This is a genomic window from Paraliomyxa miuraensis, from assembly GCF_026337845.1.
In the GTDB taxonomy this organism is placed as follows: domain Bacteria; phylum Myxococcota_A; class Polyangia; order Nannocystales; family Nannocystaceae; genus Paraliomyxa; species Paraliomyxa miuraensis.
On the sequence record NZ_JAOVZF010000149.1, the window covers coordinates 12,501 to 34,972 of the forward strand.

Annotated in this window: 18 protein-coding genes; 9 read left to right on the forward strand and 9 right to left on the reverse strand. The window is 69.4% G+C overall.

Features of this window, described 5'->3' with window-relative positions; all coding sequences use genetic code 11:
• Positions 1–357 precede the first annotated feature (357 nt).
• On the forward strand, positions 358–1,389 hold the full coding sequence (locus tag OEB96_RS15750; RefSeq protein WP_266216669.1) for a rod shape-determining protein: 1,032 nt from the start codon (positions 358–360) through the stop codon (positions 1,387–1,389).
• Between the two features lie 38 nt (positions 1,390–1,427).
• Here OEB96_RS15750 and OEB96_RS15755 read toward each other — a convergent pair whose 3' ends face one another.
• The 4 genes from OEB96_RS15755 to OEB96_RS15770 form a co-directional block, all read right to left on the reverse strand.
• Positions 1,428–1,832: a hypothetical protein gene (locus OEB96_RS15755; RefSeq protein WP_266216671.1), complete on the reverse strand. Its 405-nt coding sequence runs from the start codon at positions 1,830–1,832 to the stop codon at positions 1,428–1,430.
• 115 nt (positions 1,833–1,947) lie between these two features.
• Positions 1,948–3,129, reverse strand: a complete 1,182-nt coding sequence (locus tag OEB96_RS15760; protein WP_266216673.1) for a hypothetical protein — start codon at positions 3,127–3,129, stop codon at positions 1,948–1,950.
• Complete coding sequence (locus tag OEB96_RS15765) at positions 3,126–4,535, reverse strand: hypothetical protein (protein ID WP_266216674.1); 1,410 nt, start codon at positions 4,533–4,535, stop codon at positions 3,126–3,128. Before OEB96_RS15765 ends, OEB96_RS15760 begins: the two co-directional genes overlap by 4 nt.
• Positions 4,536–4,701: 166 nt before the next feature.
• Positions 4,702–6,678 carry a sigma-54-dependent Fis family transcriptional regulator gene (locus OEB96_RS15770; RefSeq protein ID WP_266216676.1) on the reverse strand — a complete coding sequence of 659 codons (1,977 nt, stop codon included), beginning with the start codon at positions 6,676–6,678 and terminating at the stop codon, positions 4,702–4,704.
• 201 nt (positions 6,679–6,879) lie between these two features.
• Between OEB96_RS15770 and exaC the strand changes: the two genes are divergently transcribed.
• The 7 genes from exaC (at position 6,880) to OEB96_RS15805 (ending at position 15,291) form a co-directional block, all read left to right on the forward strand.
• Positions 6,880–8,400, forward strand: coding sequence for an acetaldehyde dehydrogenase ExaC (gene exaC / locus OEB96_RS15775; RefSeq protein WP_266216678.1), 1,521 nt, complete (start codon positions 6,880–6,882; stop codon positions 8,398–8,400).
• Between the two features lie 35 nt (positions 8,401–8,435).
• Positions 8,436–8,813, forward strand: a complete 378-nt coding sequence (locus OEB96_RS15780) for a DUF779 domain-containing protein (protein ID WP_266216679.1) — start codon at positions 8,436–8,438, stop codon at positions 8,811–8,813.
• A 135-nt stretch (positions 8,814–8,948) separates the two neighbouring features.
• Positions 8,949–9,836 (forward strand): rod shape-determining protein MreC, encoded by an 888-nt coding sequence (mreC, locus tag OEB96_RS15785; RefSeq protein WP_266216680.1) that lies wholly within the window; start codon positions 8,949–8,951, stop codon positions 9,834–9,836.
• 22 nt (positions 9,837–9,858) lie between these two features.
• On the forward strand, positions 9,859–10,404 hold the full coding sequence (locus tag OEB96_RS15790) for a hypothetical protein (protein WP_266216682.1): 546 nt from the start codon (positions 9,859–9,861) through the stop codon (positions 10,402–10,404).
• A gap of 10 nt (positions 10,405–10,414) precedes the next feature.
• Positions 10,415–12,472: a penicillin-binding protein 2 gene (gene mrdA / locus OEB96_RS15795; RefSeq protein WP_266216683.1), complete on the forward strand. Its 2,058-nt coding sequence runs from the start codon at positions 10,415–10,417 to the stop codon at positions 12,470–12,472.
• Entirely contained in the window at positions 12,469–13,587 is a 1,119-nt protein-coding gene (gene rodA / locus OEB96_RS15800; RefSeq protein ID WP_266216685.1) for a rod shape-determining protein RodA, read from the forward strand. Before mrdA ends, rodA begins: the two co-directional genes overlap by 4 nt.
• A 15-nt stretch (positions 13,588–13,602) precedes the next feature.
• Entirely contained in the window at positions 13,603–15,291 is a 1,689-nt protein-coding gene (locus tag OEB96_RS15805) for an AAA family ATPase (RefSeq protein ID WP_266216686.1), read from the forward strand.
• Between the two features lie 10 nt (positions 15,292–15,301).
• On the opposite strand, the gene OEB96_RS15810 is transcribed toward OEB96_RS15805, so the two are convergent.
• From OEB96_RS15810 to OEB96_RS15830, 5 genes are read right to left on the reverse strand one after another with little or no spacing between them, the layout of a single operon-like run.
• The gene (locus OEB96_RS15810) at positions 15,302–17,839 is read right to left on the reverse strand and encodes a CocE/NonD family hydrolase (RefSeq protein WP_266216688.1); all 2,538 of its coding nucleotides are present in this window, start codon (positions 17,837–17,839) and stop codon (positions 15,302–15,304) included.
• Positions 17,840–17,887: 48 nt separating this feature from the next.
• Positions 17,888–18,592, reverse strand: a complete 705-nt coding sequence (locus OEB96_RS15815) for a DUF4336 domain-containing protein (protein ID WP_266216690.1) — start codon at positions 18,590–18,592, stop codon at positions 17,888–17,890.
• Positions 18,593–18,603: 11 nt separating this feature from the next.
• Positions 18,604–19,188: a hypothetical protein gene (locus OEB96_RS15820; RefSeq protein ID WP_266216691.1), complete on the reverse strand. Its 585-nt coding sequence runs from the start codon at positions 19,186–19,188 to the stop codon at positions 18,604–18,606.
• Positions 19,185–19,757, reverse strand: a complete 573-nt coding sequence (locus OEB96_RS15825; RefSeq protein ID WP_266216693.1) for a hypothetical protein — start codon at positions 19,755–19,757, stop codon at positions 19,185–19,187. The genes OEB96_RS15820 and OEB96_RS15825 overlap by 4 nt, the downstream gene beginning before the upstream one ends.
• Positions 19,754–20,749: a hypothetical protein gene (locus OEB96_RS15830; protein WP_266216694.1), complete on the reverse strand. Its 996-nt coding sequence runs from the start codon at positions 20,747–20,749 to the stop codon at positions 19,754–19,756. Before OEB96_RS15830 ends, OEB96_RS15825 begins: the two co-directional genes overlap by 4 nt.
• A gap of 383 nt (positions 20,750–21,132) precedes the next feature.
• Between OEB96_RS15830 and OEB96_RS15835 the strand changes: the two genes are divergently transcribed.
• The gene (locus OEB96_RS15835) at positions 21,133–22,245 is read left to right on the forward strand and encodes a diacylglycerol kinase family protein (protein ID WP_266216696.1); all 1,113 of its coding nucleotides are present in this window, start codon (positions 21,133–21,135) and stop codon (positions 22,243–22,245) included.
• The last annotated feature ends 227 nt before the right edge of the window (positions 22,246–22,472 follow it).

The window sequence follows — 22,472 nt, forward strand, 5'->3', positions numbered from 1 at the left end:
GGGCGCGGCCTGACCTGGGCTCGGGGTGGCCTTCGGGTGGCCGCCGCATGGATCTCGCATGGGCGCCGCATAGATGGCTCCCGTTGGCTTGGAGTCGCGTTCTCCCGTTCGCGGCGGGGACTGGCGGCCACGGCGGCGGTGGATCTGCGCTGGCCGGGGGTGGCTTGCCGCCGTGGCGCCCCTCCTGGGGCACGACCTGCGATGATTGCGCGGTCACTCCCACGGCCCGAAGAGCCTCGAAATATCCGGCCCTGGCCCGCGCGTTGGGGCTGGTCCCGCGCTTGCCCGCCGCACGGCCGACGTGTATGTGTGAGCGGCTGCACCCCGAAGGGACGACCTTCTCGCAGCCGGCCATCCATGCTCTTCGACTGGGTATACGGCCTGTTCTCCAACGATCTGGCCATCGACCTCGGCACCGCCACGACGCTGACCTACGTCAAGGGCAAGGGCATCGTTGCCCACGAGCCCTCCGTGGTCGCGGTGCAGAAGCACGCCAACACCAAGCGCGTGCTCGCGGTGGGCAAGGAGGCCAAGGAGATGCTCGGGCGCACGCCGGGCAACATCGTGGCCATCCGTCCCATGAAGGAGGGCGTCATCGCCGACTTCGAGGTGACCGAGGCGATGATGCGCTACTTCATCACGCGCGCGCACAACCGCCAGACCCTCGTCAAGCCGCGCATCATCATCTGCGTGCCCTCGGGGATCACCGAGGTGGAGAAGCGCGCGGTTCGTGACTCGGCCCTGGCCGCGGGCGCGCGCGAGGTGTTCCTCATCGAGGAGCCCATGGCGGCCGCGATCGGGGCGGGCCTGCCCATCACCGAGCCCGGCGGCAACATGGTGGTCGACATCGGCGGTGGCACGGCCGAGGTGGCCGTGATCTCGCTGGCCGGCATCGTGGCGTGCAAGAGCGCGCGGGTGGGTGGCGACAAGATGGACGAGGCGATCGTCCAGCACATCAAGCGCAAGTACAACCTGCTCATCGGCGAGCGCACGGCCGAGAAGGTCAAGATCGAGATTGGCACCGCCGCCCCCACCGACGTGGTGATGACCATGGAGGTCAAGGGGCGCGACCTCGTGGCGGGCATCCCCAAGACCGTGGTGATCGACTCCGACGAGATCCGCGAGGCGCTGTCCGAGCCGGTCAGTGCGATCGTCGACGCGGTGCGGCAGGTGCTCGAGCGGGCGCCCCCCGAGCTGTGCGCCGACATCGTCGACAAGGGCATCGTGCTCACCGGCGGCGGCTCACAGCTCGCCAACCTCGACGTGCTCTTGAGCGAGGAGACCGGGCTGCCCGTGTTCCTCAGCGACGAGCCCGAGTTCGCCGTGGTGCTCGGCTCGGGGGCGGCGCTCGACGAGCTCGATCTGCTGCGCGAGGTGGCGCTGAGCTAGCGCCTGCCTGCGGCCGAACCCCTGCCCACGGCCCGCCCTCAGTAGCACAGGTATCGGATCGCCCCGCCGTCCTCGTCCTGCAGGCACTCCATGCCCTCGGGGCACTGCTTGCCGTCGGAGCAGTCGAGCACGCAGACCCCCGTGTTGCCGTTGGACGGAATGATGCACATGGGCTCGGCCGTGCACAGGCCCACCACCTCGCACTGCTCCGAGAACGTGCAGTAGCCCGTGCAGTAGGCGGGAGATGCAGCTTGGCCGAGCTCCTCGTTGTACGCGCAGACCAAGCCGGTGTTGCACGCCGCGCCCCTGCACGACGCATAGAGCACGCCGTCGGTGGGCTGGGGCTCACAGTTCGCGCCGTCCGCCATGGACTCGCCGTCACTGGCTTCCCCGCTGCCCTCGTCGCCACCGTCGGTGGTGCACGCAGGGCTACTGACCATCATCGTGCTCGAGGCGAGACCGAGGCCAAGGAGCCATGACCAACCGATCCGTCCATGCACCAGCTCAGGCTACCACGGGGTTCGGAGCCCGGTCATGCGGCCCGGTCATGCGGCCCGGTCATGCGGCCTTGGCCCGGCGACGCCGTCGGATCCACGCGAGCAGCAGCAGCACGAGCCCGGCGCGCGGAGATCCGTCGGTGCCGATGCGGCACCCGTCGTCCAGCTCGGTGCCGTTCGCCGAGGCGGAGTCCGCCCCGTCCTCGCTTCCACCATCGCCACCGGTGTCGCTCGAGTCTCCCTCGCCCGAGTCGCTCGCCTCGGCCTCGCCGACCATCAGCGTGAGCTCGGCCGACGCCTCGTTGCCGGCCTGATCGATCGCCTCCACCCGCACCGTGTACTCGCCGGCCGGGAAGCGCAGCTCCAGCGCATCGTCGCTTCCGCGCTGCGACCACGACAGCTCGGGCACCACCCAGCGCCAGCCGAAGTCGGGGTGATCGTCCTCCACGATCGCCTCCACTCGCACCAGCTCGCCCGGCCACACGCGCGTGCCGTCGACGGGCGAGCGCAGCTCGATCACCGGTGGCACCAGATCCGGCGCGGCCGGCCCGCGCAGCGCCAGGATCTCCGCCACCGAGTCCTGCATGCCGGGCTCGGCGCAGAACATCGCGTGCTGCTCGTTGCACTTCGCACTCGCTGGTTCGTCGAGCGCCGTGCACCCCTCACCCAGCATGCGCTCGGCCCCCGAGGTGGTGGGGTTCATGATGAGCTCGCTGGCCGCCACGTGGTCGAGCCCCCAGCTGTGCGCCACCTCGTGCACGATCGTCTGGGCCAGCTCGCGGGGCTCCTCGATGGATCCACCGAACACCAGCACCGTCTCGCGTGCGAGCGCATCGCCGCAGTCGATCACGCACGCATAGCCGCCCACGCCGTTGTCGAGCCCGAGGTCCTGCGGCAGCGCGCCCACCATCACCATGGTGTAGGGCAGGTGCTCGGGCGGTCGCTCGTCGACCACGCGCACCGCATAGGGTTCGAACAGTCCCCGTACTTGCTCGGTGACCTGGTCGGCCACCGCCTCGCTCCCGAAGAACGCCGGGTAGTCGAGCTCGCCGTTGATGCAGCTCAGCCCGTCGTGGGACGAGTCGTCGCCGCCGCGGAGCCGCGCGCCCTCGTAGTTGATGAACACGGTGGTCGGGCGCGGACCCTCGGCCGCCGCCGCGAGGCCGGGGAGCGCGAGCATGCCCACCGCCAGCCCTCCCACCGCCCGCCGTTCGAGCCGGGCCAGACCGCACGCGAGTCTCATCGCAGCGCCTCCTCGAAGCGACCGATCCAGGCATCCTCGTGTTCGAAGCGCACCGAGACCGAACCGCCCAGCCAGATCGCGCCGTCGTCGGTCGCGGCGACCGCCCGGCCCCTGTCCTCACCGCCATCGGGCCCGGCCACCGCCTCCATCCAGCGCGGCTGACCGTCGCCGTCGAAGACCTCGACCCCCAGATCGACGTTGGACGCCAGCTCCGTCGCCGGAGCGTCGACCGTGCCCGCGACCACGAGGCTACCGTCGGGGCTCGCCGTGACCCCGTGCGGATTGAGCCGAAGCGGTGCTTCCCACTGCAGCTGGCCCTCGGCCGAGAACAGCTGGAGCGTGCGTGCCCCCGAGAGGTCGCGTCGAGCCACCACCGGCCGCCCCTCCCCATCGAGCGCGAGCGACACCTCGGCCGTGCCCTGCAGCGGCGTGCTCCACTGCTCCACGTCGTCGGCGTCGAAGCGCCAGAGCTTGCCCTCCGCATGAGCCACGAAGCCTCCGTCGGGCAGGCCCACCGCTCGTCGCACGGCCGGCTCGATGAAGCGCTCGCGGAGGATGGTGCCGTCGTCGTCGAGCCGAGTGATGAGGGCCTCGTACTGATCGGTGCCGACCTCCATCATCGCGGCGAAGACGATCTCGTCACCGGCCCGGGTCACCCGCGCCGTGAGCGGGGTGCCCTGGGCGCTGGTACGGATGGTGTGGTCCCATCGCAGATCACCGGCCGCATCGAGGGCCAGCAGCTCGACCCGGTCGGCCACGATCTCGCCGGGGTCGCCCACGAACAGCCCCAGCAGCACCCCGTCGTCGGCCGCGGTGACCAGGCTCGGGCTGAGCCCCGAGTAGATCTGGGGACCGGGCAGGGCCCTCGACCACGTGCGGCTGCCGTCGGCCTCGTAGCGCTCGACCACGACCTCCGGCTCCCCTTGCTCGGTCCACATCTGGCGCACCACCACCACGGCCCCGCCCGTCATGGCGGTGAGCGCCGAGGTCAGATCGTAGCCGTGGGCGGGGCCGGCGATCGTCGTCGACCAGCGCAGGCGCGTGGGGATCGTGCAGGCCGCGGTGCAGGTGGAGCCGCCGTTGGCCTCGCCCTCGTCGCAGGTCTCGTCGGGCGCGAGCAGGCCGTCGCCGCAGAACGGGAGGGTACAGGCCGGGGTGCAGGCGCCATCGATCGCGTTGGCGAAGCCCAGATCGCACTCCTCGCCGGCCTCGACCAGACCGTTGCCGCAACCCGATGGAACGTCGGACGGTGCATCGCTGGTCGAGCCCGACTCGTCATCGCCACCCGAGCCGGTCCCCGACGAGCCCGGGGTGACGGAGGTTGGATCGCCGCAGGCCACCAGCAGCGCGGCGCCGATCAGCAGCGTCGCTCCCCGACGAAGGGCAGGCGTCCTCGGGTCGCGCATCCGGGCCATCCAACGGACGGCGGCAGGGACGCTTTCAGGCTCGCGTCCGGGGTCGATGCGTACGTCTTGCCGTCCCATGCCTCCCCCGAGCGTACGGAATTCGGCCGCGCTCGACACGAGTCCGAGGAGCGAAGCCGTGCATGGCCCTGGATGCACGACGACCGAGTCAGCGCAGGCCGTGGCGGGCCAGCAGGCGATAGAGCGTCGAGCGGGCGACTCCCAGCCGCCGCGCTGCCTCGCTGAGGTTGCCGCCCGCATCGTCGAGCGCCCGGCGGATCACCGCCACATCGGCCTGATCGCGGGTGATGGGCTCGGGTCGTACGCTCGCGTGAGGGGTCGTCTCGGGCGTGGGCACCGCGGTGGGCATCGCTGCCGCAGCGCGCCCCGCGGGCTCCAGCACGTCGAGCGGCAGATCGCTCGGCTCGATCCGCTCCCCCGCGAGCACCGTGGCGTGCTCGAGGGTGGCTCGCAGCTCGCGGATGTTGCCCGGCCACGGGTGGCGCCGCATCCATGCGCGAACCTCCTCGCTCAGCTCGGGCGGCTCGCGATCCTGCTGGCGTGCGATCTCGGCGACGAACGCCTCTGCCAGGGCGAGCAGATCGCTGCGCTCGCGCAGCGCGGGCAGGCACAGCGTGGCCCCGCGGATCCGATAGTAGAGGTCCTGGCGAAACGCTCCGCGACGCACCAGCTCGCCGAGATCGCGGCACGTGGCGCACACCAGCCGCACATTGGTTCGCCGCGTGCGAGCCTCGCCCACGCGGCCGTAGGTACCGTCCTCGAGCACCCGCAGCAGCATCACCTGCAGCGAGGCCGGCATCTCGGCCACCTCGTCGAGGAACAGCGTGCCGCCGTCGGCATGGGCCAGGAGGCCCGGCGACCCCTGGCGCAGCGCGCCCGTGAACGCTCCGCCCACGTAGCCGAACAGCTCGCTGGCCATCAGCTCGGGGGCCAGCGCGCCGCAGTTGACCGTGACCATCGGCTGGTCCTTGCGCGGGCTCTCGGCATGGATCGCACGGGCCAGCAGCTCCTTGCCCGTGCCGGTCTCCGCCAGCAGCAACACGGGCACGTTGGTGCGCGCGAAGCGAGCCGCGTGGTCGAGCACCGCCCCAAAGCGCGGGTCGTGCCCCCATAGTCGCGCGAACGCGGGGGTCCGCGCGGCGCGAAGGTGGCCGCCAGCACGGGGGCCACCACGAGCCGTGGCGGTGCACCGCTCCAGCAGCACCAGGTGCCCCACGGTTCGTTCCGCCTCGATCGCCTCCACCTGCAGACGGTAGGCCTGCTGTCCGAGCACGACCGGCGACACGGCCGTGCCGCGGGCGGCCGCCTCGATCGTGGCGCGCTCGAGCCCGGCCGGGAGCCCATCGGGGCCGCACAGCAGCGCCTGGGCGGCCTCGTTGCCATCGAGCACCGCCCCCTGGGCCGAGACCAGCAGCGCGGGCCCTCGGTGGTGGCGCAGCAGCATGCGATAGGGCTCGAGCCCACCCCGTGCGCGCGACCAGGCGTGATGCTGCAGCAGCAGCTCCATTCCGTCCACCGCAGCCGCCACCGCCAGCCGCACCCGGTCGTCGGCGCGGGCGAGCGCCGACGTCACATCCAGCAGACCCGCGATGTGACCGTCGGGGTCGCGGATGGGGTGGCCGTAGCACACCAGCTGGTGGTTGGTCCGCTCGAAGTGAGCACATCCCACCACCGCCACCGGGCGCTCCTCGTGGAGCGCGGTGCCGATGGCATTGGTGCCTCGCACCGGCTCTCCCCAGTGGGCGCCCTCCATCAGCCGCGCCTCGCGGGCATCCGGGGCAAAGCGCCCGCCGCCCGCCTCCCACAGGATCACGCCCTCGGGGTCGGTCAGCAGGCTCACGTAGTCCTGCTCGGCCAGCCGGGCGGCCACCCGCTCGAACAGCGGCCGCAGCAGGTGCCAGGTCTCGGCCGCCCGCTCGCGCCGCAGGGCGAGTCCTCGTCGGGCCTCGATGTGGTCGACCCGCGTGGGCCCTCGCGGATCCACCTTGAACCCCAGCGATCGGCTCCAGCGGGCAATCACGGGCGAAGGAGGCCGTTCCCGCTCGCTCGACGGGTGTCCCTCGAGGAATTGCTCCCACCGCTGCGGCGAGCGCTCCTCCAACACCAGCGACTCCTGCGAGCCCACCTTCCCAGGATATCCCGAGCGCAGCCGATCGCGATCGTATCGAATCGCTACAATTGCCGGCCGATCGTCCGAGCCTCGGACACGAGGTCGGAGCGATACGAGACGGTCGATCGGTGAAGCCTCGGATAAACCCCCACGAATTCAGGAAAATCGCCGCGGGTACATCCCTTGCTCGATGGGGGCCGGCCCAGAGCCAGTGCCATGACGTACGCCAAGCCCAACACCGAAGGATCCCCCGCCAAGTTTCGTGCTCGCTACGACAATTACATCGGCGGCGAGTGGGTCGCCCCCAAGGGGGGCGAGTACTTCGAAAACCCATCCCCCGTGACCGGCAAGACGTTTTGCGAGGTGGCGCGCAGCAAGGCCGAGGACATCGAGCTCGCGCTCGACGCGGCCCACCGGGCCAAGGCCGCCTGGGGAAGCACCAGCGTGGCCGACCGCGCGGCCGTACTCAATCGGATCGCCGATCGCATGGAGCAGAACCTCGAGATGCTCGCGGTCGCCGAGACCTGGGACAACGGAAAGCCGGTCCGCGAGACCCTCGCGGCCGACCTGCCCCTGGCCATCGATCACTTTCGCTACTTCGCCGGCTGCATCCGCGCCCAGGAGGGCAGCCTGGCCGAGCTCGACGCCAGCACGGTGGCCTACCACCTGCACGAGCCGCTCGGGGTCGTCGGACAGATCATCCCGTGGAACTTCCCGCTGCTGATGGCGGCCTGGAAGGTCGCGCCCGCGCTCGCGGCCGGCAACGCGATCGTGCTCAAGCCGGCCGAGCAGACCCCGGCCACCATCATGATGCTGATGGAGCTGGTGGGCGACCTCATCCCGCCCGGCGTGCTCAACGTGGTCAACGGCTTCGGGGTCGAGGCCGGCAAGCCGCTGGCTCGCAACCGTCGGGTCGCCAAGGTGGCGTTCACCGGTGAGACCACCACCGGCCGCCTCATCATGCAATACGCCTCGGAGAACCTGATCCCGGTCACCCTCGAGCTCGGCGGCAAGTCGCCCAACCTGTTCTTCGCCGACGTGTTCGACAAGGACGACGACTTCGCCCAAAAGTCGCTCGAGGGCTTTTGCATGTTCGCCCTGAACCAGGGCGAGGTGTGCACGTGTCCATCGCGGGCCTTGATCGATCAGCGCATCGAGGGCCAGTTCCTCGACCGCGCCATCGAGCGCGCGCGGCAGTTCGTGCCCGGCAATCCGCTCGATCCCAGGACGACGGTGGGGGCCCAGGCCTCCAACGATCAGCTCGAGAAGATCCTCTCCTACATCGACATCGGCAAGCAGGAGGGGGCCGAGGTCCTGCTCGGCGGCGCGAGGGCGGAGCTCTCGGGCGACCTCGCCGGCGGCTACTACGTGCAGCCCACGGTGTTCCGCGGCAAGAACTCCATGCGCGTGTTCCAGGAGGAGATCTTCGGACCCGTGGTCTCGGTCACCTCGTTCGATGGCTTCGACGATGCGATCGCGCTCGCCAACGACACCCTCTACGGCCTGGGCGCGGGCGTGTGGACCCGCAACGTGCACACCGCCTTCCGGGCGGGGCGGGCGATCGAGGCCGGTCGCGTGTGGACCAACTGCTACCACCTCTACCCGGCGCACGCGGCCTTTGGTGGCTACAAGCAGTCGGGCATCGGCCGCGAGACCCACCGCATGATGCTCGACCACTACCAGCAGACCAAGAACCTGCTGGTCAGCTATGATCCCAAGCCCATGGGGTTCTTCTAGCCTTGGCCAGCGAGCCAGCAGACGTGGAGCGGGTCGTGGCCACCGAGGCCGCGCTCGCGCTCATCCGGCGGCTCATCGCCATGCACGGTCCGCTCATGTTCCACCAGTCGGGCGGCTGCTGTGATGGCAGCGCGCCCATGTGCTACCCGCTCGGCGAGTTCCGGGTGGGGCAGTCCGATGTGCACCTCGGGCAGCTCGAGGGCTGCCCGGTGTACATCGGCGACCAGCAGTACGAGCGCTGGCGTCACACCCAGCTCATCCTCGACGTGGTGCCCGGCCGTGGCTCGGGCTTCTCGCTCGAGGCGCCCGAGGGAGTGCGGTTCCTGACGCGCTCGCGGGTGTTCGGGGAGGAGGAGCTGTGCCGGCTGGATCTGCATGGCGGCGCAGCGGGGGCGCTCCGTCGGCCTCGGTGACGGCGGAGACTGCGCGTCTGCCCAGTCGGTCGACCATCGTTTGCCATTCGCGCCAAAGCTGGCACCGTTGCACGACACGGCCCCGGGGCGCTCCTGGAACAAACGGGCGTACCAGGGCCGTCGTCCGCCGCCGCCATGGCCCTCTCCCTGCGCAGCATCCGAAACAGCGCCCTCATCGTGGTGCTGCTGGGCATTCCGGTGCTGCTGCTGCGCAGCTCGGCCCAGGACCCGCATCGAATGAGCGCCTTCGATCGCGCGGTGCGACGGATCGGCGCCCCCCTCGAGGCCGCCGTGTCCTACAGCGCGGGCATGCTCGGTGCCTTCTTCGAGCGCTGGGTGCTCCAGGCCCGGCTGCAGGACACCAACGAGCGGCTCGCGGGCGAGAACCGCGAGCTCCGCCAGCGCCTGCGCGAGCTGGTCCACCTCCAGGAGGAGAACCAGCAGCTGCGCCGCGCCCTGCAGATGCGCGAGAAGGTCCCCGAGGACATGATCCCGGCCGAGCGCGTGGGCGTGGACCAGAGCCCGTTCTTTCGCGTGGTCAACATCCGCATCGATCGCGGCCGCGAGTACGCTCGCCCCGGCATGGCCGTGCTCTCCCCCGACGGGGTGGTGGGCCGCATCGACAAGGCCCTCGACGACTACAGCGACGTCATGCTCATCACCGACCCGCGCTCCAAGATCGCGGTCGAGCTGTCGCGGACCAAGGCGCAGGGCATTCTCGAGGGCCGCACCGAGGACAGCTGCACCCTCGAGGTCTCCAAGGACTACGACGTGGAACTCGGCGAGCTGGTGCTCACCTCGGGCGTCGACGAGCTGTTCCCCAAGGGGCACCCGGTGGGCCAAATCATCGAGATCGAGCCGCTGGTGGGCGACCAGCAGCGCCTCCACGTGGTGCCCTCGGTCCGCTTCGATCGCATCGACGTGGTCTGGGTGGTGCTGGCCAACGCACCGCACGCCGATCCCCGGGGCGAGCGCGAGGGCCCGGCCGTGCAGGCCCGCGGTCTGCAACCGGTGACCCCCTGAGGAGCCGGCGGGAGACGGACCCATGCTGCGCGCCTTCGTCTACTTGATGGTCGGCTGGATCCTCATCGCCGTGGTGGGTGGCATGGCCGACGTGCTCTCGCTGACCATCATGCTGCCGGCGACCAGCGTGGTCATCCTCACGCATGCGGCATTCTCCCAGAGCACCACCGTACCGCTGGGGCTGTTCGTCGCCATCGCCCTGGGCTACCTCGAAGACCTCCACCAGGGCGCGCCCATCGGCACCCTCTCGCTGGCCCATGGGCTGTGCTACCTGGTCCTGCGGTGGGCATCGGGACGGCTGGCGATCACGGGCTTCGTGCTGCGCGCCGCGGCGGGCCTGGTCTCCGCCCTGCTGCTCGACGGCCTGACCCTGGCGATCCTGTTCGTGCTCGCCGATCCGCTCGGGGTGCCGCGCGAGGCGCTGCTCGGGGCCACCGGCGTGCTGCACTGGCACGCGCTGGCCACCCTCCTGGTGGCTCCTCCGCTGTGGTCCGGTCTCGATCGCCTGCTCGTCGCCCTCAAGCTGGACGACCGCCCCCCGCAGCAGGCCTACTGGACCGGCAAGTGAATCGACCACCATGATCGGCTTGCGCCAGCGCGACGACCTCCGCGACCTGCGGCCCCGCTTCCAGGCGATGGTGCTCGTGGTGCTGCTGGTGTTCCTGGGCTTGCTCGGGCGCCTGTGCCAGATCCAGATCCTCGAGGGCGATCACTACACCCGCCGAGCCGAGCGAAACTTCATCGACGTGGTCGACGTCGAGGCCCCGCGCGGCCGCATCTTCGACGTCGAGGGGCGGCCGGTGGCCACCAATCGCCCCGCCTACACCCTCTACGTGACCGCGTGGGCCCGCTTCATGCGCGACGGCGAGGCCGGGGTCGTGCCCACGCCCGAGGGCAAGCGCATCGTCATGGACGACGAGACCCGCGACCTCATCGCCTCGCTCATCGACTTCGTCGACGCCGCCGATCGGGCCGAGTTCATCGCGCGCATCGAGGAGCTGCGCGCCGACGAGCTGGAGGGCAAGTATGCCCAGATCGCCCGCCGCAACCTCGACTGGGACGAGTTCGCCCGCATCCAGGCGCGCCTGGACACCATCGACCCGTGGGTGGAGATCCGCGAGAGCTCCAAGCGGTACTACCCCGAGTCGCAGCTGGTGGGCTTCGTCACCGGTCACATGGGCAACATCGGCCCCAAGACCCTCGAGCGCTCGCGCCACCTCAACTATCGCCCCGGCGATCGGATGGGCAAGACGGGGATCGAGCGGCAGTGGGAGAACTACCTGCGCGGGCGCCTGGGTCGTCGGGCGCGGGTGGTCGATGCCCGCCGCCGCGAGGCGCAAGACGCCCCGCGCGAGGCGATCGAGGCGCTACCCGAGGACACCGATCCGATTCCCGGCCAGGACATCTACCTCACCCTCGATCTCGATCTGCAGCGCGTGGCCTACGACGCGCTGTCCGAGAAGCTCGCGGGCGGGGTGGTGGTGATGGAGGTCAAGACCGGGAAGATCCTCGCCATGGTCTCGGTGCCGGCGCTCGACCCCAACCTCTACGAGCAGCCGATCCCCAGCGCGCAGTGGCAGGCGTGGGCCAAGAGCCCGCTCAAGCCGTTCATCGACAAGACGGTGCAGGAGCACTTCTTCCCCGGCTCCACCTACAAGGTCGTGTCGGCGATCGCCGCGCTGTCGCACCCCGAGTTCGACCCCGACGAGCTCATCGAGTGCCAGGGCTACATCAAGTACGGTGGCCGTCGCTTCCGCGACACCCACGTGCACGGCGAGATGAACCTCGAGTCCGCGATCGTGGAATCGTGCAACACCTACTTCTACCAGCTCGCGGTCGACAACATCCTCAGCCTCGATCGCATGGAGCAGGTGGCGCGCTCGCTGGGCCTGGGTGAGCGCTCGGGCCTGGGGCTCAACGGCGAGGTGCGGGGCACCATCCCCACCGAGGAGTTCGAGGCCCGCGAGGGCACCTACCAGGGCGGCGTGCGCCTCAACAGCGCCATCGGCCAGGGCAACGTGAAGGCCACCGTGCTCCAGCTCGCGGTGCTCTACGCCGCCATCGCCAACGGTGGCTACGTGATGACCCCCTACCTCGTCGACCACATCGAGACCAACGAGGGCAAGCTGGTGTTCACCAGCCAGCCCCAGCGGCGCAACGATCAGCCCGTGATCGATCCCGTCGACCGCGAGCGCATCCACCGGGGGCTCGTGGGCGTGGTCAACCACGAGGACGGCACCGCCTACTCCGAGCGCCTGCCCAACATCGTGGTGGCCGGCAAGACCGGCACCGCCCAGGTGGGCCGTGAGAAGCGGCGGGTCGATCCCGAGGCCGACGAGCAGGAGGAGCAGATCGAGGGCTGGGACACCACCCAGGATCACGCCTGGTTCGCCGCCTATGCGCCCGCGGGCAGCCCCTCGATCGTGGTCGTGGCCATGGTCGAGCACGGCGGGATCGGGGCCGATGCCGCCGCGCCCATCGTGATGAAGGTGACCAACCACTACATCGGCTCCACCCTCTCGGAGACCGACGTGCCGCTGCGCGCCTACGGCGAGCCGCCCCCGCTGCCGGGGCAGGCCCGCCGCGACGAGGCGGCGGCGCGGGCCGGGATCCCCACCAGCGGAGCGGCCCCATGAGCGGCCTGCTGGGCCAGCCGCGCGACACCTGGGGGCGGGTGCGTCACTCCATCGACTGGGTGGTGGTGCTGCTCGCGTTCGGGATGATCGCGCTGGCGCTCATCAACCTCAACAGCGCCGGCAAGGGCGACTGGACCGGTCGTGTGGCGACCCAGCTGCGCTGGGTGGCGCTCGGCACCGGGATCATGTTCGCGGTGACCGCCATCGACTACCGCGTGATCTACCGCGTGGCCTACGCGACCTACACGTTCGCGGTGGGCCTGTTGATCCTCGTTCCGCTGGTCGGCATCAAGGTCAACGGAGCGCGGCGGTGGCTGGGGACCATCGACTATCGCATCCAGCCGTCCGAGCTGATGAAGGTGCTGCTGGTGGTCGCGCTCGCGCGCTACCTCCACGACGTCCACGCCAAGGAGGTCAGGGGCATGCGCACCCTGGTGATCCCCTTTGCCATGGTGCTCGTGCCCGCGGCGCTCATCATCAACCAGCCCGACCTCGGGACCGGCGTCATGATCCTGCTGGTCGCGTTCCCGGTGCTCTCGGTCACCCGCATGCACCTGCGCACCATGCTGGGGGCCGGCCTGGCGGGCCTGATCTCGTTCGGGCTCGGCTGGCGCTACCTGGCCGACTACCAGCGCAAGCGCATCGACGTGTGGCTCGACCCCGAGCTCTACGCCGACGACGAGGGCTACCAGACGATCCAGGCCATCATCAGCGTGGGCAACGGCGGGTTCTTCGGGCGCGGCGTCGACCAGGGCACCCAGAACGTGCTGGGCTTCTTGCCCGAGCCGTTCACCGACTTTCCGTTCGCCGTCTATGCCGAGGAGTGGGGCTTCGTGGGCGGGGCCATGGCGCTCACCCTCTACCTGTGCATCACCCTGTGGTCGATCAACATCGCCAGTCAGGCCCGCGATCGCTTCGGGGCGCTCTTGTGCACGGGGGTGGCGGCGCTGTTCTTCTGGCACGTGGTGATCAACATCGGCATGGTGCTGCAGCTGGTACCCGTGTCCGGCATCACCCTGCCGTTCTTCAGCGCGGGCGGCAGCAACGTGCTGACGATGATGATCGGGCTCGGGATCCTGATGAGCGTGTCGCGCTCACGGCAGTGGCGGAGCTGAGGGGAGCGGGCGGGCATGCAGCTACCGATCGGCATCAGCGACTTCCGCGAGCTGCGAGAGAAGGGGCTGACCTACGTCGACAAGTCGGGGCTGATCGTCGAGATGCTCGATCACGGGGGGAGCAAGGTCCTGCTCCTGCCTCGTCCGCGGCGGTTCGGCAAGACGCTCGCGCTGTCGATGCTGCGGTGCTTCTTCGAGCGCCAGCGCGACGACCTGCGCCCGTTGTTCCACGATCTCGCGGTGTGGCGAGCCGGGGATGCCTATCGGCAGCACTTCGGCCGCTATCCGGTCGTGTACCTCACGTTTCGCGACGCCAAGGCCAGCACGTTCGAGGCGTGCCAGCAGGACCTCTTCAAGAAGATCCAGGTGCTCTACCGGGAGCACCGGGCCGTGCTGGACGGAGGGGTGCTCGAGGTGGGGGAGGCTCGCGACTACCAGGCGATCCTCGATGACACGGCCGAGCCCGTGCTCTACCGGAGGGCGCTGGGCGAGCTGTCGCGTTACCTGCACCGGGCAACGGGGGAGCGCACGATCGTCCTCATCGACGAGTACGACGAGCCGATCCATGCCGGGTTCGTGCATGGTTACGGGGCCCAGGTCATCGAGCTCTACCGGGCGTTCCTCACCAACGGGCTCAAGGACAACCCGCACCTCGAGCGTGGGGTGGTCACCGGGGTCCTGCGAGTGTCGCGGGAGAGCATCTTCTCGGGGCTCAACAACCTTGCGGTGCATACGCTGCTGCAGCGCTCGTTCTCCTCCTGCTTTGGCTTCACCGAGGCCGAGGTCGTGGCGCTCATGGCCCAGGCAGGGCGCTCTGGCCAGCTCGAGCTGGTCCGCACCTGGTACGATGGCTACGACTTCGGGGGAGCGGTGATCTACAACCCCTGGTCGGTGCTGTGCTACTTGGCCGACGACGATGCGCAGCCCCGGCCGCACTGGCTGAACACCAGCTCCAACGACCTCGTGCAGCGGCTCTTGCAGGGACGGGCGGCCGAGCTACACGAGCCGTTCTCGCGCCTGCTGGCAGGCGAGGGGGTCGAGAGAATCCTCGACGAGAACGTCGTGCTCGATCGTCTCGACGACAACGACGATGCGCTGTGGAGCTTGCTGGTGTTCTCGGGCTACCTCAGGGCCGAGCGTCGTCCTCCGGTGCAACCCTCGTGGCCGCCGCCCCATCGCTTGTCGATCCCCAATGCCGAGGTACGCTTGCTCTACACGAGCACGTTCCAGCAGTGGATGAAGGCGCGGATGAAGGGCCACGGGGGGCAGCTCGAGCGGCTGCTGTCGGCGCTGCTGTCGGGCGATGCGCTCCGCTTCGAGCAGCAACTGTCCGCGTTCGTGCTCAACGTGCTCTCGTACCACGATCTACGCCCCGACGAGCCCGAGCGGATCTACCAGGTGTTCGTGCTGGGTCTGCTCGCAGCGCTCGAGCCTGGCCATCGCGTGCGATCCAACCGGGAGTCGGGGAAGGGGCGCCCCGACGTGATGGTGATCCCGGTGGTTGCGGGGCAGCCGGGGGTCGTGCTCGAGCTGAAGGTCGTGCGCAAGGGGCAGACCCTCGAGCGGGTGCTCGACGACGGGTGGGCGCAGGCGCACGCGATGGACTACGCGGCCGAGCTGCGCGCCGCCGGGGCCGAGCCGGTGCACGTGTTGGTGGTGGCGTTCGACGGCAAGACGGTACGGGTGCGAGGGGCCGAGGGGTGAGCGTACCGTCTCACCGCGGGTTCTCGACCCTCGGCAGCAGCACGTACGACGGGTAGCGCTTGGAGTGGTGGATGGTCTGCGTCGCGCTCACGTACTCGGTGCCGGTCCCGTCGTCCCCTCCGGTCCCCAGGTTGCGCGCCCACGTGGGGAACGAGGCCGAGGAGACCTCGACGCGCAGCCGGTGTCCCCTGCGCACGGTGATGCCGGTGTGCCACAGGTCGAGCGTGTAGCGCTCGATCTTGCCGGGGCGCACGGGCGTGCGGCGCTCGACCGACTTGCGGTAGCTGGCGCGCATCGTGCCCAGTACCAGTGGGTTCGGCCGGCCGTCGGCATCGAGCTCGCAGAGCCGCACGAACCAGTCGGTGTCCTTGGCCGTGGTGGCGGCGTGGAGTACCGCGGACACGGGCCCGACGAAGGTGGTGTCTTCGGAGAACGGCTCGCTCTCGTACACGAGGATGTCCTTGCGCTCGGCCAGCAGGCGCTCGTGCCGGGCCTGACGCCGCACCCGAGCCGCGACCGGATCGGAGGGCTCGCCCGCGATGTCGGGCCACTCGTCGGGGATGCGAAATTCGAGGTCGGGCGTGGCGTCGGCGGGATCGTAGACGTAGACGTCGGAGGCGGCGCCACTCGGCTCGCGTGACAGCGTTCCGTCACCGCTCGGGCCGTTGGCGTGACCCTCGTTGCCCAGGTACCACTTCTCGAACGAAGTGCCCTCGAGGGGGTAGGCGTTGCCGCTGACCCACCGATTGGAGCCCATGGCGAACATTCGCACCCGCGGCTGCCGGTCGATGCCGTTGTCGATGCCCTTGAGCCAGTGATCGAACCATCGCAGGTTCTCGCGCCAAAGATCGATCGCGACTGCCTCGGGGCCGTAGTCGACGCCCGCAAACTGCCGGGTGGCCACGTCGGTGTGCCCCCACGGGCCCAGGATGAGGTGCTGGTGCTCGCGCCCGAGCGCGCTCATGCGCTGCATCGCGAGCTTGCTCCCGATCGTATCGTCGTCGAACCATCCCGATTGATTGAGCACGGGGATCTCGACCCGCCCGAGCTGGTCGAGATAGCTGGCGCCGGCCCAGTAGTCGTCGAGGGTCGAGTGGGCGACCCACTCGTGCCAGTGGCGGCTCGTACCCCCGAGCACGGTCTGGTCGAGGTCGATGACCGGCAGCGTGCGCAGGAGCTGGTCATAGGGCTTGGTGTTCACCGCGTGCAGGGCCTTGCCGGTGAGGTCGGCGTGGGCCTCGGTGGCGACCACGTCCAGCCACCACAGCGAGCCCATGGTGTGCATCACCCCGTGCTCGTAGGGGATGTTGTAGAGCGGGTCGGGGGGCGCGACGTTGGGGATGATGGTCACCAGGTGCGGCGGCTGCTCGACCGCGGCCAGCCACTGCACCCAGCCGAGGTACGACGGACCGACCATGCCCACCTTGCCGGTCGACCATGGCTGCGCCGCGGCCCACTCGATGGTGTCGTAGCCGTCCTTCTTCTCGTTGACCATCGGCGTCCACTCACCGGCCGACGCGAAGCGTCCGCGGACGTCCTGCGCCACCACGGCGTAGCCCCGGCGCGCGTAGTAGCTGGCCCTCACGTCCTCCAACTCCTTCTTGTAGGGCGTGCGGATCACGATGGTGGGCCAGGGGCCGTCCCCGGCGGGATGGTAGACATCGGCTCGCAGCGCGGTGCCGTCGCGCATGGGGGTGACGACCTCGTCGTCGACCACCACCTGATGCTCGGCCTTCGACAGCAGCGGATCGGGATCCTCTTCGACGGGCATCAGCGGCTCGTAGCCCTGCCGTACGAACACCAGCGGTCGACCGATCACCTGGGCCAGCACCACGCGATCGTCGGGCTCGGTCCACAGCTCAAATGCAGCGCCGGGCAGCTCGAGGTGCCAACGGTGGAGCGCCACATCGCGTCCGTCCCCGCGCCGCGTCTCGTCGGCCTCTCGCGTGAGGACGGCCTCCACCGGAGGCGATCCGGGAACGAGGGCCGGGAACGTCTGAGCCCCGCCTGCGGCCACGTCGTAGCGTCGCAGCACGTGGCGGACGAGGGCTGGGCTGAAATCCTGGAGGCTTCCGAAGACGACCGTGCCCGGCGGGAGCTCGAGCGCCGCCGTGCCATGCGGGCCGGTGAACGTGACCTGCGAGCCATCACGGACGAACGTGCTGACCTGCCCCTGCGACTTGGCCTCGATGCGGGTGAAGGCGCCGGACTCGTCGACATCGATGTGCAGCGACTGCTCGATCGTCTGGCCGCCGAGCTTCAGCGTGGTCTCCGCTCGGTAGCGCCCGTCGGCCTGCCAGTCGTGCGCGATCGTTGCGAGTGGGTTGCCGTCGACGTAGAAGGTGAACGTGTCCGTGTCGGCCAGGCCGTCGAGCGGGGCGGGGGCGTCGTCGTCGTGGTGCTCGGCCTCGGCGGGCGCGGTCGGGGAGGGAGCGTCGGTCGTGCCATCGGGCGTGGCCCGACAGGCCAGCATCGAGAGGCCCAGGACCGCGATCGAACGAACCACGGCATGGGGGCCGCGAGGCGGCAGCGGGGGTGCAGTGGCCATGCATCGATAGTAACGACCGCCGATGAGCGGGTTTCCGAGGGCGTCGCTTCACCACTCGCGCACGAACCCATAGGCCCGTTCGAACACCGCCTTGGCCCCCGTCGGCACCAGCGCGCCGTGGGCCACGATCATGCGGTCGAAGTCCCACGACAGGATCGTCTCGATCACACGCTTGCACTCCGCTCGGTGGCGGCGCAGCAGCCAGCGAATGTCGCGGGGGGCGGCGTGTCGTCCGTAGAACCCGGCCAGGCGCGCGGCCAGGCGGGCGCTCAGCGGTGAGCCCTCGTCGGCCTGCTGACACATGTCGGTCATGATCAAGGTGCCGCTACGGCGGTGATGAAAGACGACCTCGTCGAGCATCGACGCGCCGACGGCCACCTGATCGAAGTCGTCGGCCCACAGCGGCTCGGGCGTATCGGTGAGCACCCCCGCGAATGCGAGATCGGGACGCTTGGCGGGCAAGCGACGCGAGCCGTAGGCGGGCACGTCGTAGCGGGCCACGAAGTCGCCCACGTAGAGGTGATGCAGGAAGTTGGGGGCCACGACCGCGATGGGCGTGCCGATCGCATCGAGGCCAGCGCACAGCGCCGGGGTGGGGCGCACCGGCGAGTGGATCCACAGCCCGCCGCTGGCGAGCCGGCACACCGTCATGCGCGTGCCCATCTGGACGCCGATGAACCGCAGCGGCGCACGGGCGATCCAGACCTCACCGGGGACGAAGGGGACGAGCTCGGGGTCGGGTGGGGTGGACATGGTTCGACTGCCTACGCGGGGGCGGATGGCTCGCCCTTGGTTCGCGGCTTGCGATCATCAGGGGGGATCGGGGGAGCGAGCAGCAAGTCGATGAGCTCGTGCGGAGCGAAGATCGGTGATGGGAACTGGAGATCGTCGCTGCTGGGGTGGAAGTGGGCCCGTAGACCTCGATGGTCGTTGTCGTGGCCCGATGGGTTGAGGTCGAAGCGAAGCCACCTCGAGGCCCTGGCGTCGTAGACGCGCTCGAAATTGTAGGCGAGGACCTCAACCTGGCTTTCGTATGGCCGCAGTACGGCCGAGAACGACAGCCAGCCACCGTCTGGTGTGTGCAGGACCGCATCGTCCTTCCTGCGCCGGAAGTTCTTGGGACCACCGATGAGATCCTGGGCTCCTTGCTCGGGCACCTGCGCGCTGCGGCGGTCGAGGCGAATGTGCCGAGAGATGGTTTGCGATCCACCCTCGAGCCAGCCCTCGATCGTTGCGCGTTGCAGGCAAGAGCGGATGACCTTCTCGAAGTAATGCCCTGGCGAACGGCAGTCGATGAGCGGTGTCGTCCGGGCAATGCGCTTCGCGAGCGGCGGGACCCACTCCTTCATCGGCGGGCCTCCAGTAGATCCGACCGGTCGAGGAGAACCAGCCATTCGGCATGATCTGGCTCGAGCGCGAGCTCGGCGAACTCGACCTCCGCCAGGAACTGCTCGTCGCTCATCCCGTAGTGTGTGCGGAGGGCCTCCAGGCGCTTCTCTCGTGCCTCCTCGTCGAGGAAGCGATCGTCCTCCACGAGGAAGACTCGGTTGCCCGCCCAGCTCGCGAAGTGAGGGGCGATGCTCGCAAGATGGGCGAGCTCCGCAGGCAGCACGGCCAGGACCGCGGCGTGATCGCGTTGGAGGAGAGAGCGTACGTCGTCGAGGTGCAGCGATTCGAGCCCTTCGGTCGCGTGGAGCAGCACCAACCGGCTTGCGTGCTCGCGCGAAGCAGCGACCAGCAACTCTCGATCGGCCACCTGCACGATCGCGATCTCGTAGTCGACGAGGCTCTCGATGTCCTCGGCGAGGAGTGAGGCTCGTTGCTCGTCCTCTATGCCCACCACGAACCACGAACCAGTCGTTTCGTCGAGTGCGATCCGCGACGCCAGTTCGAAGCGTCCGAGCGACGAGATGTTCACGCGGCCACCGTGATGAGGTCGAGCAAGGGGGCGAGGGTGGGGTGGACGACGAAGCGGCCGTTGCCGTAGTCGAGCACGCGGCGGGTCTCGAGCAACGCCAATTCGCGCTCGCCTCGAATTACCAGGGTATCCGTTTCTCGGATCTTCTTGAGCACCTGGATCTGCTCGCTGTCCAGGCCAACGGCCCGCACGCGGCCGAACTGCTCCGCGGCGCGTGCAACGTGATCGGGTTGCACTACGTCCGAGCCAACGACGTAGGCTTCTTGCGCAGAGCTCTTCGCGAGCGCAATCAGATCACGCAGCACGCCTCCCGAAGCACGCGCAATGTCGAAGCAAGACCGTTGTGGCATGACTTCGGGTGCCGCACGTCGTGCCAGCACCTCGACGAGGAAGTCGAGCCCGTCTGCCGTGGGGTCCACGTCGGAGAGCACGAGCACGTTCTGGTCGAATAGATCGGCGGTGGTGGGAGGGGAACGGTAGCTGAGTCGCATCGGGCCCACCACCACCACTCCGATTCGGGCGCGCTCGAAGACCTGGAGGTCGACTCGAAGCGTACGCTCGAGCCGTTCGATGTCCGTGATGCGATCCAGGCTATCGAAGAGCACTACACAGTGTCCGTGCTCCGTGACGATGGCATCCTGTAGTACTTGGAGATGAGGAGCCTGATCGAGTATGAAATCCTCCCAGGTTCCGGGCCCGTGCCACTGGTCGTCTGTTTCGAACCCTGCTCTGAATTCGTCGAGCGCATCGATGGCTCGCACGACCTCTGTAGAAGGCGACCTGCCTCCACGGGCCTTGCGCACCCGTTCCTCGTACCCGATCAGTCGCATCCCCGCGAGCAGGACGAGGCGGCCGGACCACAACCACTCCAACGTGGTTTCCGCGGCCACATCGATGTAGTGCGAAACATCCCCCGTCTCGCCTCCGAGCTCCCGCAGCCGGTGATGGATCCTCCAAAGCTCCGTCGTCTTCCCCGACCCGATGCCCCCCACGATCAGATGGCTCGACCACGGTTCGATCTCGATCCTTCTCGCGATCCGCTCGGCCGTCGCCGATCTCGGTCGCTCGACGCCCCACCCCATCTGCACCGCCGTCCGCGGATCCCCGCTCGGGTCGAGCGTCCGCATCAGCTCCCGGTAGCGCTGGAGGCGGTTCATCGCTTCCAAGTATGGAACACCTCCCATCCCACCGGGAGCGCCCTGTGCGCATTGCCGGGCCCGGTGGCTGGGACACCGCGTCCGACCCTGCGCACCGGGTCCGTCCAATGTTCCGTCCCGGTCGGCTCCGGCTCCGTTTCGAAGCAAGGTGTGCAACCTCCTTCGCACCGTGCCTGCATCGTGACGCGCCCGTACGCCGTGGTAGACCGCTCGGACGCATGGCGAGCCTCATCGGAGTGGTGACCAACCCCAATTCCGGCAAGAACCGGAAGCGAGGAGGCGATCGCAAGCGCGCGCTCGAGCGGGCGGTGGGACGCCACGGGATCGTGCGGCAGACCCACGACACCCAGGAGCTGCGGGCGGTGCTCCACGAGCTGTTCGATGCGGGCTGCGATCACTGGGTGGTCGATGGCGGGGATGGAACCCTGCAATGGATGCTCAGCGAGGGATATCGGGTGGCGTGCGAGCGCAGCGGTGAGGGGCGGGCCCGGCTGCCGCGCGTGGTGCCGGCCAACGGCGGCAGCATCGACTTCGTGGCCCACAAGGCGGGGATCCGGGGCGAAGCCACCGAGGTGCTGCGGCAGCTGGTGGCGGCGTTCGAGCGCGGCGAGGTGCTCGAGGCGATCTCGCTCGACACGTTTCGCATGCGCGGGCGCCTGTGCGAGCCAGCCGCGGGCGAGGTGAGCCCCGTGCAGGCGAGCCCGGACGAGCGGCTCGGCTTCGACCGCCTGGGCTTTGCCAGCGCCATTGGAGGCGTGGCCCAGCGCTTCTTCGAAAAGCTCTACGAGCACAAGCCGGTCGACTCCAGGACCATCGTGGCGGTGCTGGGCCGATCGCTGGGCGGCGCGGTGGTCCACAGCACGCCCCGACCGCTGCGCGACCTGATGCCGGATGCACTTCGCAACTATCTGAGCGGCTACCTGAGCGGCTACGCCGACTCGCTGTTCACGCCCACGCGTGCACGGGTGGAGCTCGACGGCGAGCCGCTGGCGTTCGACGACTTCGCCTCGCTGCAGGTGGGCGCGATCGACATCAACCTCGGCGGCGTGGTGCGAACGTTCCGGCACGCGGCCACGCCCGGGGTCTTGCACGCGCAGGCCATGAGCATGCCGCCGTGGGGGGTCGCCGCGAACATCCCGAACATGGTGCTCGGCACTCCGTTTTGGGGGCGCAAGGTCTACGACGGCCCGGCTCGGCACCTGCGAGCGGTTGCACCCCCAGGGGCCGCGCTCGATCCGGTGATCGATGGCGAGCTGTTCTTCGGCTTGCGCGAGCTGACGGTCGAGACCGGTCCGCGCGTGGAGATCCCTGCCGTCTGTCGGGCCAGTTGATCGGGCCGGTCGACGCCGGCCCGATCGTCGCGGCTCGACGCGACCGGTCGATCCCAAATCGGGCTGTACGGCCGAGGACGTTCCTCGCTGGGTCGAAGGTCATCGGGCGCCTCACACGAACCGCGCAGCCGTGGCCCGGGATGCTGTTCGGTCGCCGGCCCATTGAGGCAACGCACGGCTTCACCGTGCGGCCGGACAGCAAGGAGCGCGAGCGCGCGGCGTTGGGT